General features: G+C 61.4%; 8 protein-coding genes. 4 read left to right on the top strand and 4 right to left on the bottom strand.

All coding sequences use genetic code 11. From position 1 onward, the window contains the following. The first annotated feature begins 2 nt into the window (after positions 1-2). A complete protein-coding gene (locus ASF70_RS02215) occupies positions 3-1037 on the top strand; it encodes an aspartate-semialdehyde dehydrogenase (protein WP_062577062.1) in 1035 nt (344 codons plus the stop codon). 202 nt (positions 1038-1239) lie between these two features. Beyond that, entirely contained in the window at positions 1240-2052 is an 813-nt protein-coding gene (locus ASF70_RS02220; protein WP_062462825.1) for a lytic murein transglycosylase, read from the top strand. Positions 2053-2073: 21 nt separating this feature from the next. Here ASF70_RS02220 and ASF70_RS02225 read toward each other — a convergent pair whose 3' ends face one another. Both ASF70_RS02225 and pdxY read right to left on the bottom strand, forming a co-directional pair. Continuing rightward, positions 2074-2748: a carbonic anhydrase gene (locus ASF70_RS02225; protein WP_062462828.1), complete on the bottom strand. Its 675-nt coding sequence runs from the start codon at positions 2746-2748 to the stop codon at positions 2074-2076. A 68-nt stretch (positions 2749-2816) separates the two neighbouring features. Further along, entirely contained in the window at positions 2817-3692 is an 876-nt protein-coding gene (gene pdxY / locus ASF70_RS02230) for a pyridoxal kinase PdxY (RefSeq protein ID WP_062577192.1), read from the bottom strand. Between the two features lie 173 nt (positions 3693-3865). Between pdxY and ASF70_RS02235 the strand changes: the two genes are divergently transcribed. Continuing rightward, on the top strand, positions 3866-8629 hold the full coding sequence (locus tag ASF70_RS02235) for an NAD-glutamate dehydrogenase (RefSeq protein ID WP_062577064.1): 4764 nt from the start codon (positions 3866-3868) through the stop codon (positions 8627-8629). Between the two features lie 25 nt (positions 8630-8654). Beyond that, a complete protein-coding gene (locus ASF70_RS02240; protein ID WP_062577066.1) occupies positions 8655-10043 on the top strand; it encodes an MFS transporter in 1389 nt (462 codons plus the stop codon). 17 nt (positions 10044-10060) lie between these two features. Here ASF70_RS02240 and purH read toward each other — a convergent pair whose 3' ends face one another. Further along, positions 10061-11677 (bottom strand): bifunctional phosphoribosylaminoimidazolecarboxamide formyltransferase/IMP cyclohydrolase, encoded by a 1617-nt coding sequence (gene purH / locus ASF70_RS02245; protein ID WP_062577068.1) that lies wholly within the window; start codon positions 11675-11677, stop codon positions 10061-10063. Positions 11678-11772: 95 nt separating this feature from the next. Next, positions 11773-13446: a heparinase II/III family protein gene (locus ASF70_RS02250; RefSeq protein WP_062577070.1), complete on the bottom strand. Its 1674-nt coding sequence runs from the start codon at positions 13444-13446 to the stop codon at positions 11773-11775. Positions 13447-13537 lie beyond the last annotated feature (91 nt).

Here is a 13537-nt window from a genome sequence, read left to right on the forward strand (position 1 = left end):
AAATGGGTTTCAAGATCGCAGTCGCCGGTGCAACCGGCAATGTCGGCAGGGAAATGCTGAACATTCTGGCGGAACGTGGTTTTCCGGCTGATGAAGTCGTCGCACTCGCCTCCGCCCGCAGCCAGGGCACGGAAGTCTCCTTCGGTGACAAGACGCTCAAGGTGTCCAACCTCGAGAACTACGATTTCTCCGATACCGACATCTGCCTGATGTCCGCCGGCGGCGATGCCTCCAAGAAGTGGTCGCCGAAGATCGGTGCGCAGGGCTGCGTCGTCATCGACAACTCGTCCGCCTGGCGCTACGATTCGGAAGTGCCGCTGATCGTTCCGGAAGTGAACCCCGACGCCATCGTCGGTTTCTCCAAGAAGAACATCATTGCCAATCCGAACTGCTCGACGGCCCAGCTCGTCGTCGCGCTGAAGCCGCTGCATGACTTTGCCAAGATCAAGCGCGTCGTCGTTTCCACCTACCAGTCGGTGTCCGGTGCCGGCAAGGAAGGCATGGACGAACTCTTCACCCAGACGCGCGCCGTGTTCGTGGCTGATCCGGTCGAATCGAAGAAGTTCACCAAGCGTATTGCCTTCAACGTCATCCCGCATATCGATAGCTTCATGGAAGACGGCTACACGAAGGAAGAGTGGAAGGTTCTGGCCGAGACCAAGAAGATGCTCGACCCGAAGATCCGTGTCACCTGCACGGCCGTTCGCGTTCCGGTCTTCATCGGCCACTCCGAATCCGTCAACATCGAGTTCGAAAACGAGATCACGGCCGATCAGGCCCGCGATATCCTGCGCGAAGCGCCGGGTTGCCTCGTGATCGACAAGCACGAAGACGGTGGCTACATCACGCCTCTCGAATGCGCCGGTGAAGATGCGACCTACATTTCGCGTATCCGCGAAGACGCAACCGTCGAAAACGGACTCAACATCTGGGTCGTCTCCGACAACCTGCGCAAGGGTGCCGCGCTGAACGCGATCCAGATCGCCGAACTTCTGGTCAATCGCGGTCTGATCAAGCCACGCAAGGTTGCTGCTTGATAAGTAACGTACTTTATTAAGCAAATCCGCTTAGAAAGCCCCGTCAGAAATGACGGGGTTTTTTCGATTCGTCTCTCTTCACGAACTATTCATGGGAAGATGAATTGCGATTATCCGCCACTGGGGTCATAAGGCCGAATATAGCGCAATTCTTCCGGAAGCTTTCGGCCAAGCAATCCGGACTTTCGACGGGTTTGACCGCATGATGAAGACTATTCTGGCAGGATTGATCGCAGCAGCAACGCTTGCAACCGCAGCCCCGGCCTTTGCCGCCGCCTGCGGCAATGATGGAGCCGGTTTCGACCGCTGGGTCGCCGATTTCAAGCAGCAGGCACCGTCCAAGGGTATCAGCCCTGCAGTTCTCGACCGCGCCTTTGCTAACGTCGTCTACAACCGCCCGACCATTCGCGCCGACCGCGGCCAGAAAAGCTTCAAGCTTTCCTTCGACGAGTTCATGAAGAAGCGCGGTGGCGCAACGATCATCTCGCGCGGCAAGTCCATGAAGAAATCCAACGCAGCGCTGTTTGCGTCGATTGAGCGCCGCTACGGCGTTCCGGCCGGCCCGATCCTGGCAATCTGGGGCATGGAAACCGGTTTCGGCAATTACATGGGCGACCAGCATACGCTGTCGGCCGTCGCGACGCTTTCCTATGACTGCCGCCGCTCGGCCTACTTTACCGAACAGCTTTACGCTGCCCTGCAGCTCGTTGCCCGCGGTGATCTCAGCACCACTGCAAAGGGTGCAGCGCATGGCGAAATCGGCCAGACGCAGTTCCTGCCGCTCAACGTCATCCGCTACGGCGCTGATGGTGATGGCGACGGCCATATCGACATGGTCCGTTCGCGCGCCGATGCGCTGGCATCGACCGCCAACTTCCTCAAGGGTCATGGCTGGCGTACAGGCGCCGGTTACCAGCAGGGCGAGCCGAATTTCGTCGCCATCCAAGGCTGGAACGCGGCAACCGTCTACCAGCAGGCGATCGCATACATGGGCGCCCAGATCGACGGCGGCTGAGCCGTTACACGGTTGAAATGATCAGGCCGGGCTCTGCTCGGCCTCGATCGCCGGTACACTGATGTCTGGCCGGGTGAAATCGCCCTTCTCGTTCATCACCCACAACTCGCCGGTCGAGATATCGAACCAGGCGCCGTGAATGTCGAGTTCTCCCTTTTCCGTGAGATTGCGGACGAAGGGGAAGGTCTGCAGATTGGCGATCGAATTGCGGATCGACACCCGTTCGAGCGCTGTCTGACGCTCGCTCTGGGTCATCAGGTCGTTGCTCTGGATCTGCGTGGCCGCAGGCCTGACCAAACCCATCCACTTGCCGATGAAATCCCCCTCCGACAGCGGCTTCATGGAAGCGTCGAGCGCTGCCTGGATACCGCCGCAGCGGCCGTGGCCCATGACGACGATATTGCGGATCTCGAGCACCTGCACCGCGTATTCGACCGCAGCCGATGTCCCGTGAAACTGGCTGTCGGGCTCGTAGCGCGGTACCATGTTGGCGACGTTGCGGACCACGAAGAGTTCTCCCGGACCGCAGTCGAAGATCGTCTCGGGCGCCGCGCGACTGTCGCAACAAGCAACCAGGAGCGTATGCGGCTTCTGGCCGGTATCGGCGAGCGCGCGGTAGCGCTCCCGCTCGTCGCTGTAGCGACCACTCATGAAGTTACGGTAGCCCGAAAGCAGTTTTTCTGGAAATTCGCTCATGGCTCACGATTATCGTGCAGCCAGACGAGAATCAACGGCCATTGTGTGGATGCGCATGCTCTTTGAGCTTACGGCTTGCGCCTCTTAAGGGGATGCACGAGCCGGCGCATCTGGACCATCGCCATCGGCGTCGAGAGGCTGGCGGCATCCATTTCCAGGGTCAGCTCGTTGGCCCCGCGCTTTACCGAACGCGCCAGCACTTCGAACACGCTGGCAGTCGTTGTCTGCAGGGCTTTCTCTTCATCCATGCCGGACATGACGCGGGCGAGAAAAACCGCCGAGAGCAGGTCTCCGAGCCCGTTCGGGGCGTGGTCGATCAGCCGGTGTTCAGCCAGCAGCGCATGATTGCCGGTGAGATAGAGATTGCCTGTACTGCCTGTCATCATCGGCACCGCCGAGGTCACCAGCATCCGCGGCGGCCCAAGCGCGATCGCTGCCTCCATGATCGCATTGTTATCATCGAGCGGTGCACCCGAGAGCCAGGCAAGCTCGTATCGGTTCGGCGTGGCGATGGTGGCAAGCGGCAGAAGCTCGTCGCGGATTGCTTCGGCTGTCGGCTGCGGGATATAGAGCCCGCCGAGATCGCCCATCACGGGATCGCAGACATAGATAAGGTCCGGGTTGTTTTTCCGCAGCGCCTCGATCAGTCGTGCCACGGCGCGCGGCTGCGCGGCAGTTCCGAAATACCCGGTCAGCACCGCCTTCACTTCGCCGAGCCATGGCGCCCGGATGAGATCGTCTATAGCCTTGTCGAAATCCGATTCGGGAAACGTCAGGCGCGTCGAAGGACCGTGCCCGGGATGCCAGGGCAGAACGACGGTCGGCATGGCCCAGACGGGATATCCCAGGGTCTCGAGCGCGAAGACGGCGGCCCGGTTACCGACCGAGCCACGGATCACATGGCTGGAAATGACGATGACCGCGCCTGAATTACCCTGCATGATGCTTGCTTTCGACGTTATCGAACCGTTGATCGGATCTCTGTGTCGACATGTCAACAAGACGTGACACGCCTATGACAAATTCCAGCCGCAAGCACCGGTGAGACACCGCGGCAAAGCATAATGACATTGGCTGCGTTTTATCGCACGTTGAGAAAAAATTTAGGGAGAGACAGATGGCAGGCCGGCAAAACCCGAAGCGGGACAAGCAGATCGAGAAGGCGGGCAAGATTGCGGCCGCTTCCGGCATGGAGGACCATCTCGATCCCTTCCTGATCTTCAGCCGCGCCAGCAGTGACGATCTCGAAAACTACACGCCAGAAATGCTTGCCCTGTGCGCGGGACATGCCGCAAGACGGCTGAAAGCCTGGACGCGAATCAAGGCCGACATCACAATCGAAACCCTTGATGGCGTCGAGCCCGATGGAATGCCCGTTTCGATCATTACGGTGATCGATCGCAACATGCCCTTCCTGTTCGATTCGGTCATGGGTGAGGTGACGACGGCCTATCGCGACCTCACGATGGCCGTCCATCCGATCCTCGTCATCGAACCCGGCAAGCAGCCGACGCTTCACTCGAGCGAGCGACCCGGCGACCCGGCCCATCACATCAGCCTGATCCAGATCCATGTGCCCCAGCTCAACGACGAGCAAGCCGACGGGCTGGTCGAGCGAATCCGCTTTGTTCTTAACCAGGTGCACCAGGCCATCACCGGCTGGTCCGCGATGCTCGGCGTTCTCAAAGACGCCCAGGCCCAACTCGTCAACGCGAAAAAAGGCAAGAAGGCCGATGCCGACGAGGCGTATGCTTTTCTTGACTGGCTAAGGAACGACAATTTCACCTTCCTCGGAATGCGCGAATACACCTATTCGGGCAAGGGCGCCGATGCCAAGGTGGAGCGCGGCAAGGGCAGGGGCCTCGGCATCCTGTCCGATCCGGATGTGCTCGTGCTGCGACAGGGCAAGGATCAGGTCACGACCACGCCCGAGATCCTCGAATTTCTCGACGGCCCGGATTTCCTCATCGTCGCCAAGGCCAACGTCAAATCCGTCGTGCACCGTCGCGCCTATATGGATTACGTCGGGGTGAAGCGCTTCGACGAAAAGGGCAATGTGGTCGGCGAACTGCGCATCGTCGGCCTTTTCACCTCCACGGCCTATACCCAGTCCGTCCGCGACGTGCCGCTGCTGCGCGCAAAGATCGCCCGCATCGAGAAGAATTTCGGGTTCGATCCGGAAAGCCATTCGGGCCGCATGCTCGAAAACACGCTGGAATCCTACCCGCGCGACGACCTTTTTCAGATCGATCTCGATGTTCTCTCGAGCTTCTGCGAACAGATCATGGAGCTGAGCGAGCGGCCGCGCGTGCGCGTGCTGCCGCGTATCGACCATTTCGACCGTTTCGTCTCTGTTATCGTCTATGTGCCGCGCGAGGATTATAATTCGATCGTCCGCGAAAAGGTCGGCGCGTATCTCTGCGAAATCTTCGACGGCCACGTCTCGGCCTATTACCCGGCGTTTCCGGAAGCCCGCGTTGCCCGCGTCCACATGATCATCGGCCGCAGCGGCGGCAAGACGCCGCGCGTCGCGCAGGCAAAGCTCGAGGAGGCTGTGCGCCTTATCGCGACGCCGTGGGAAGACAGGTTCGCATTGCTTGCGGAAGACGGCCCCCGCCTTTCCGTCACCCGCGCTTTCCAGGAAGCGTTCTCTCCGGAAGAAACCTTTGCCGACCTGCCCGATATTGCCGCCTGCGCTGCCGGCGAGACCATCCGCATCGACTTCTACCGGCGCCCCGGTGACGATGCGAACACCGTTTCGCTAAAGATCTTCCACCGCGACCAGCATCTTTCCCTGTCGCGCCGCGTGCCGCTTCTCGAAAATCTCGGCTTTCACGTGGTCAGCGAGCAGACATTCGAAATCCACGCCGGCCCCCAGGCGGACCGGATCGTGCTGCACGACATGGAACTGCAGCTCGAAGGCGCCCGTGAGATCGATCTCGCGCGCGAAGGACAGCGGCTCGAAGACGCATTCCTCAGGGCGTTTGAGGGGCTGATCGACAATGACGGCTTCAACCGCCTCGTTCTGCTTGCCGGTCTTTCCGCCCGCGAAGTGACCGTGCTGCGCGCCTATGCCCGCTATCTGCGCCAGGCCGGCATCGTCTACTCGCAGACCTACATCGCCGATACGCTCAACAAGTATCCGGAAATTTCCGCCTCCGTCTTCCGCCTGTTCCGCGACGGGTTCGATCCGAAGATTGCCGAAAAAGCCCGCATCAGGAAGCTGACCGAGCTGCACGAGACGATCGAGCAGGCGCTCGGCAACGTACCGAACCTCGACGAGGACCGCACGCTGCGCCGCTTCGTCAACGCGATCGACGCAACGCTTCGCACCAACTACTTCCAGGTGGACGAAAACGGCGGCGCAAAGCCGATGCTGGCGTTCAAGCTCGATCCTGACATGCTCGACGGCCTGCCGGAACCACGTCCATTCCGCGAGATCTTCGTCTACGGCACCGAAGTCGAGGGCGTTCACCTGCGCTTCGGCAAGGTCGCACGAGGCGGCATCCGCTGGTCGGACCGCGGCGAGGATTATCGCACCGAAGTGCTGGGCCTTGTGAAGGCGCAGCAGGTCAAGAATGCCGTTATCGTTCCCGTCGGCGCAAAGGGCGGCTTCTTCCCGAAGATGCTTCCCTCCGCCGCTTCGCGCGACGCCTTCTTCAACGCCGGCAAGGAAGCCTACAAGACCTATATCCGCACGCTACTGTCGGTCACGGACAACATCATCGACGGAGAGGTGGTCCCGCCCGAAAACACGCTGCGCATCGACGAGGACGACCCTTACTTTGTCGTCGCCGCCGATAAGGGAACGGCAACCTTCTCCGACACCGCCAACGGACTGGCGCAGGAAGCCGGCTTCTGGCTGGATGATGCCTTCGCATCGGGCGGCTCTGCCGGCTACGACCACAAAAAGATGGGCATCACCGCCCGCGGCGCCTGGGAAGCGGTCAAGCGGCATTTCCGCGAAAAGGACATCGACATCCAGACGACGCCGTTCTCCGTCGCCGGCGTCGGTGACATGTCGGGCGACGTGTTCGGCAACGGCATGCTTCTGTCGGAAAAGATCCGCCTGATCGCCGCCTTCGACCACCGCGACATCTTTATCGATCCGGATCCGGATATCGAAAAATCCTTCGCCGAGCGCAGCCGCATGTTCGCCCTTGCCCGCTCCAGCTGGCAGGATTACGACCGCTCGACACTCTCTGAAGGTGCGATGATCATTTCGCGCACCGAAAAATCCGTGAAGCTGACCAAACAGGCGGCAGGGGCGATCGGGCTCGACAAGATGACGGCCTCGCCCTTCGAGATTCTGACGGCGATCCTGAAAAGCAAGGTGGATCTTCTCTGGTTCGGCGGCATCGGCACCTATATCAAGGCCGCGTCCGAAACCGATACCGAAGTGGGCGACCGCGCCAATGATCCGATCCGCATCACGGCCGCGGAAGTCGGTGCCAGCGTCATCGGCGAGGGTGCCAATCTTGGCGTCACCCAGAAGGGCCGCATCGCCTATTCGCTTGCCGGCGGGCGCTGCAATTCCGACGCGATCGACAATTCCGCGGGCGTCAATTCGTCCGACGTCGAGGTCAATATCAAGATCGCGCTCAATCCGGCCATGCAGGACGGCAGGCTGACTCGCGCCAAGCGCAACACGCTGCTCGCCTCCATGACGGAAGACGTGGGTCATCTCGTCTTGCGCAACAACTACCTGCAACCGCTGGCGATTTCGCTCGTCGAGCGCAAGGGTGCCGCCAATCGCGAGCAGCTAGCCCGCCTGATGTCGGTCCTCGAAAGCGAAGGGCGGCTGAACCGCAAGGTCGAAACGCTGCCCGACGATGTCGAACTTGCCGAGCGCTATGCCAGCGGCCGGCCGCTGACACGACCGGAGATCGGCGTGCTCGTCTCCTACTCGAAGATCGTCCTGTTCGACGCCCTGATCGACAGCACCATCCCCGACGACCCGTATTTCGCATCCGTGCTGAAAGCCTATTTCCCGGCGAAGATGCAGAAGGCTTATGCCGCCGATATTGCCGGCCACCGCCTGCACCGCGAGATCGTCGCGACGGCGCTTGCAAACGAAGCCATCAACCGCGGCGGGCCGGGCTTTATCCACATGATGAGCGACATGACGGGCGCCACCGCGGCCAATGTCGTCAAGGCACTCTTCCTCGTTCGCGATGGCTTCGACCTGGAAAACATCTGGGCCGAAATCGACCAGCTGGATGGCAAGATCTCGGGCAGGGTTCAGAATGATCTCTATGCCCAGGTTACCCGCATCATCGGCATCGGCACCTATCTCGCACTCCAGACGCAGATCGGCACGACGGAGCTGACTGAAGCTATCGCCAGGCTCAGGGCCGCCATCAAGGGGCTGCGCGCCACCGTGACCGACGATATCATCGCCGAAACGGGCCCGCTTGCCGCAGAACTTGAGGCCGAAGGTGCGCCGTCCGGTCTCGTGAAAGAAATACGCCTGCTATCGGCCCTCGTCATCGTGCCGGAGATCATGCGGATTGCCGACCGGACCGGCGAAAGCATGGCGCGCGCCATCGAGAGCTATTTCGCCGTCACCGAAACGTTCCGCGTCAACCGGCTGATCGTGGCCGGCGAGCGGATTGGCACAAGCGATCATTACGAAAGCCTGGCGCTTTCGCGCAGCCTTCAACAGCTCGCCTCGGCCCGCCGTGACATCGTCATTGCCGTCCTGACCGAGCACCGCAAGGACAAGAAGCCGGTGGAGGCCTGGATCGCTGGCGATCGACTGCGCGTCAACCGCATCGGCGCCGAACTGATGAGCCTCAGCGAAAGCGGCGATCTGACGCTCTCGAAGATTTCCGTCGCCGCCGGTCTGCTTGGAGATCTGGCACACGCACGGTCGACTTGAGGGCAGGGGCTCCGGGGAAAAGAAGATGGCCGAGACAAGACTTGACGAGGCGCCGGCCAAACCAGGCCGGCGCGGCATCTGGGGCTGGATGCTGTTCGACTGGGCGGCACAGCCGTTCTTTACCGTCGTCATCACCTTCATCTTCGGCCCGTATTTCGTCGCGCGCCTCACCGACGACCCGATCTCCGCCCAGACCACCTGGAGCAACATGGCGACGGCATCCTCCGTCGTCATCGCCATCCTGTCTCCGATCCTGGGATCGATCGCCGATCAGTCGGGGGCCAGAAAGCCATGGATCGCAAGCTTTGCACTGATCAAGGTCGCAAGCCTCGTCATGCTCTGGCAGGCCGCCCCCGGCTCGCCACTCTCCCTGCCGGTGACCTGCATCATCCTTGCCTCGATCGCGGCGGAGTTTTCCATCGTCTTCAACGATTCCATGATGCCGCGCCTCGTATCCAAGGCCGATATCGGCAAGGTTTCGAACATCGCCTGGGGTCTGGGTTATCTCGGCGGCATGACCGTGCTGATCGCGGTCGTCGCGCTGCTTGCAGCCAATCCGGAAACGGGCCTGACGCTGATTGGCATTCCGCCGCTGTTCGGTCTGGATCCGGCGCTCGGCGAGGACGCCCGCATCACCGGCCCGATCGCGGCGATCTGGTATCTTCTGTTCATCCTGCCGATGTTCTTCTTCACGCCGGATGCCCCGAAAGGCCTGCCTCTCGCAAAGGCCGTCGGCTCCGGCTTCCGTGAACTTGCAGGCACCTTGCGTGAACTCAAGCAACGCCCGGGCATCATCCGTTTCCTGATTGCCCGCATGCTCTACCAGGATGGCGTCAACGGCCTGATCATTCTGGGCGGCACGTTTGCGGCGGGCATGTTCAGCTGGGCGACCATCGAGATCGGCATCTACGGCATCATCCTGAATGTCTTGGCGATTTTCGGCTGTATCGCCGCCGGGGTCCTCGACCGCGTGCTCGGATCAAAGACGGTGGTGGTTACAAGTCTCGTCCTGCTGCTGATCGCAACACTCGGCATCGTTTCCACCAGCCCGGGCGAGGTCTTCTTCGGCCTGATGCCGCTTTCCATGGAGGACTCAGGTGGAATGTTCGGCACCGCGGCGGAAAAGGCCTATATCCTGTTCGGGCTTCTGATCGGTGCCGCCTTCGGCCCGGTCCAGGCCTCGTCGCGGTCATACCTTGCCCGCAGCATCGATGTCTCGGAGGCCGGCCGCTATTTCGGGATCTACGCGCTGTCGGGACGCGCCACGAGCTTCCTCGCCACGCTGTCGTTTTCCATCGTCACCTATGCAACGGGCTCGGCCCATCTCGGCATGGCGACGCTGACAGTCTTTCTCGGCACCGGCCTGATCCTGCTTCTGACCGTGCCCTATCCGGCCGATAGACCGGCCGGATAGAAGCTTTTCGGCTTGGATTAGTGCCGGAAGTGACGCATGCCGGTAAACACCATCGCCACACCATGCTCGTCGGCGGCCGCAATCACTTCCGCATCGCGCATCGACCCGCCGGGCTGGATGACAGCGGTTGCGCCGGCAGCAATCGCCGAAAGCAGACCATCGGCAAACGGGAAGAAGGCTTCAGATGCGACCGCAGAGCCCTTTGTCATCGGCTCGGCCCAGCCCATGGCCTTTGCCGCATCTTCAGCCTTGAGGCCGGCGATGCGGGCGGAATCGATCCGGCTCATCTGGCCGGCGCCGATGCCTGCCGTCTGGCCGTCCTTGGCATAGACGATGGCGTTGGACTTGACGTGCTTTGCCACCTTGTAGGCAAACTTCATGTCTTCAAGCTCGGTCGGCGTCGGTGCGCGCTTGGTCACGACCTTCAGATCGACATCCTCGATGACACCGTTGTCGCGGCTTTGCACCAGAAGGCCGCCGGCAACGGTCTTTGCCGTAATGCCGCGCGAACGCGGGTCCGGCAGACCGCCGGTCACCAGCAGGCGCAGGTTCTTCTTGGAAGCGATGATCGCCTTTGCCTCGTCGGAAACCTCGGGCGCGATGATCACTTCGGTAAAAAGCTTGACGATCTCTTCCGCTGTCTCGGCATCGAGCAACTGGTTGAGCGCAATGATGCCGCCGAAGGCAGAGGTGCTGTCGCAGGCAAGCGCCCGCAGATAGGCGTCCTTCAGCGTCGAGCCGGTGGCAACGCCGCAAGGGTTGGCGTGCTTGATGATGGCGCAGGCGGGGCCCTGATTGGCCGCAAATTCGCCAATCAACTCGAAGGCGCCATCGGTATCGTTGATGTTATTGTAGGAAAGCTGCTTGCCCTGCAGCAGCACCGCCGTGGCAACGCCGGGACGGTTCTCACCAGTCACGTAGAAGCCGGCGCTTTGGTGCGGGTTCTCGCCGTAGCGCATGGCGTCCTTCAGCACGCCGCCGATCGTCCGGTAGCTCGGCGTCTCTATCTCGAGCGCTTCGGCAAACCAGTTGGAGATCGCCGTGTCATAGGCTGCGGTGCGGGCATAGGCCTTGGCGGCCAGCTTCTGACGGAACGCATAGTCCGTCTCGCCGCCATTGGCCTGCAGCGCCTCGATCAGGGCAGTGTAATCAGAGGGATCGGTGACGATCGTGACATAGGCATGGTTCTTGGCAGACGCACGGATCATCGCTGGGCCGCCGATATCGATATTCTCGACGGTCGTCGGATAGTCGCCGCCTGCCGCGCGCACTTCCTCGAACGGATAAAGATTGATGACAGAGAGATCGATGCTCTCGATGCCGTGTTTCTGCATCGCCGCGATATGTTCCTCGTCGTCGCGGATGGCGAGAAGGCCACCATGCACGGTCGGATGCAGCGTCTTGACGCGACCGTCCATGATCTCAGGAAAGCCCGTGACTTCGGAGACGTCGGTGACGGCAAGACCCGCGGCGGCGATCGCCTTGTGCGTGCCACCGGTGGACAAGAGCTTCACACCCTGCACGGTCAGCGCTTTCGCGAGCTCGATGATGCCGGCCTTGTCGGACACGGAAAGGAGCGCTGTGCGGATCTTGACGCGGTCTGGCGCTGGAATTTTCTTGGATGCGACGGCCATCGGTCTCTCCTGAAAGAGGGTGCCCCAAAGGGCTGAAAGGGATTGGCCGCCGGTTAGCACAGCTACCCCTTCAGGGAAACCCTATTCCAACCAGGCTAGTCGGCGCGACGCAGCATCCAGCGGATTTCGGTCACCTCGGGCAGGATGAATTCGATCGCCAGCTGCTGGCTCGGGCGAGGGCCGGAAACATCCGCAAAGAAGATGTCCTCGTCGATCATGACATCGAGACCCGGCGCCGAAAACAGCCATTTCTCGCCGTCACTCGCCTGCATGACCACGCTTTCCGGGTCGCGCCGCACCAGACGGATGGCCGGGTGAATATGGAAGCGAACCACCGCCACCAGTCTCTCGTCGCTTGCCTCTTCACCATCAGGCACGAACAGCCGGTCATGGCCCTTGATCTTGTTGCCTGTCGTATTGAGGCCGATCTCGCGGTGGTAGAGATAGCCGAACTCCTTGAGATACCCGTCATGGGTCGCCCGCAGCCAGTCGTTGCCATGCGCATCGTCACGTCGGTCGATCGTGACGTCCGAAACGCCGGGAAGGAGGATGGGGCCGGCAAGCTTCGACTTGGCGATCCGGCTCGATGACGTCTCCGACAGCGTCAGCGTCGAATGCGCCGCCGTCGAGCGCGCCATCTTGCGGTGGCCGCGCCCGGAAAATTTCGGTGAGCCCGAGTTGACGATAAACCTGTTGCGGCCAGACGAGAGCTCGAAGGCGAGGCAACCGGCATGCGCCGTGCGCGAGAATTCCGGCTCCGACCAGCCCGTATCGACGATCAGCGTCGTGTCCTCGGCCGTCAGCCGGTGATAGTTCATATGCGGGAGCGCCTTGAACGGCTTGCCGCCGCTTTCGTCATACCGCAGGACCGACATCAGTTCGCTTGCCGGTGTCGCCGTCGCACCGTTGAACAGCGCCAGATCACCATCCTGGTGCCGGAAGAAGCGTAGCGCCGGATAGATGCGGTCGATCGTCGGGATCAGCTTTTGCGGCAGATCGTGGCCGAGATTGATATAGGTCTGCCGCAGCGGCAGAAGATCGAGCAGCGCATCCAGCATCGAGCGCGGATTGCGCGAGAGATGGCCGCCATCGGCCAGGATCTGGAATTCCAGTTCACGGTCGAGCCGCGCACCTTCGCGGCGGATGAAGGCCGCGCGTGTAGGCATGGAAACCGATGCCATGGCGAGTGCGATACGAATGCGAAGCCGGGTCTCGTCGGCGGGAATGCAGCCGGCGATCTTGCGCAGGTAGCGAACCTGAAACGCCAGGCTCTTCATGAAGCGACGATAGAAGCCGGCCTCCGCGCCCTGCAAGAGGACGGTCGAGTGGGACAGCCACGCGACCACCCGCTCGGCCACCACGCTCGGTTCCCAGCCGATGCCCCTCTGGCGACGGCCATGCAGCGTGATCCAGTCCGCCACCACGTCACGGGCGTGGTCGCAGGCTTCTTCTGTCTTGTTGGCACGAACATGCCGCAGCCAGGCAAACGAATGCAGCCGCTCGGCAAAAGCCTTGGACGGAAGCTCGACCTGAAACGGCGAATGACCGAAGGTTTCGAGAACGCGCCCGGCCAGCGGATAGCGCCCCTCGAGAATTTCCTCGGCAATGAACGGATCGATCGATCGCAGATCGGTTGGCGCCACGATCAGCCTGTCCGGCACCGGCAGCGGTGTCAGAGCAAGGCGCATGCCGGCGGACCGGCGACACATGCGTCGCCAGATCTCCCGCATGCCGAAGGCAAGAATCCTTCGGCGATCGGCAAGCCGCATCGTCACTTGAGATATTCTCCGCAGGGCCGGATGCTCTTCCCGAGCGCCCGGAATCGATTATGGATCAACCGAAACTATGTAAGGTTATAGT

The organism is Rhizobium sp. Leaf321, assembly GCF_001423215.1.
Taxonomy (GTDB): domain Bacteria; phylum Pseudomonadota; class Alphaproteobacteria; order Rhizobiales; family Rhizobiaceae; genus Neorhizobium; species Neorhizobium soli.

What these genes read in the sequence shown, in the direction of transcription:
- ASF70_RS02215 (WP_062577062.1), top strand. Translation starts at nt 3, where the DNA reads ATGGGTTTCAAGATCGCAGTCGCCGGTGCAACCGGCAATGTCGGCAGG.
- ASF70_RS02220 (WP_062462825.1), top strand. Translation starts at nt 1,240, where the DNA reads ATGATGAAGACTATTCTGGCAGGATTGATCGCAGCAGCAACGCTTGCA.
- ASF70_RS02225 (WP_062462828.1), bottom strand. Translation starts at nt 2,748, where the DNA reads ATGAGCGAATTTCCAGAAAAACTGCTTTCGGGCTACCGTAACTTCATG.
- ASF70_RS02235 (WP_062577064.1), top strand. Translation starts at nt 3,866, where the DNA reads ATGGCAGGCCGGCAAAACCCGAAGCGGGACAAGCAGATCGAGAAGGCG.
- ASF70_RS02240 (WP_062577066.1), top strand. Translation starts at nt 8,655, where the DNA reads ATGGCCGAGACAAGACTTGACGAGGCGCCGGCCAAACCAGGCCGGCGC.
- purH (WP_062577068.1), bottom strand. Translation starts at nt 11,677, where the DNA reads ATGGCCGTCGCATCCAAGAAAATTCCAGCGCCAGACCGCGTCAAGATC.
- ASF70_RS02250 (WP_062577070.1), bottom strand. Translation starts at nt 13,446, where the DNA reads ATGCGGCTTGCCGATCGCCGAAGGATTCTTGCCTTCGGCATGCGGGAG.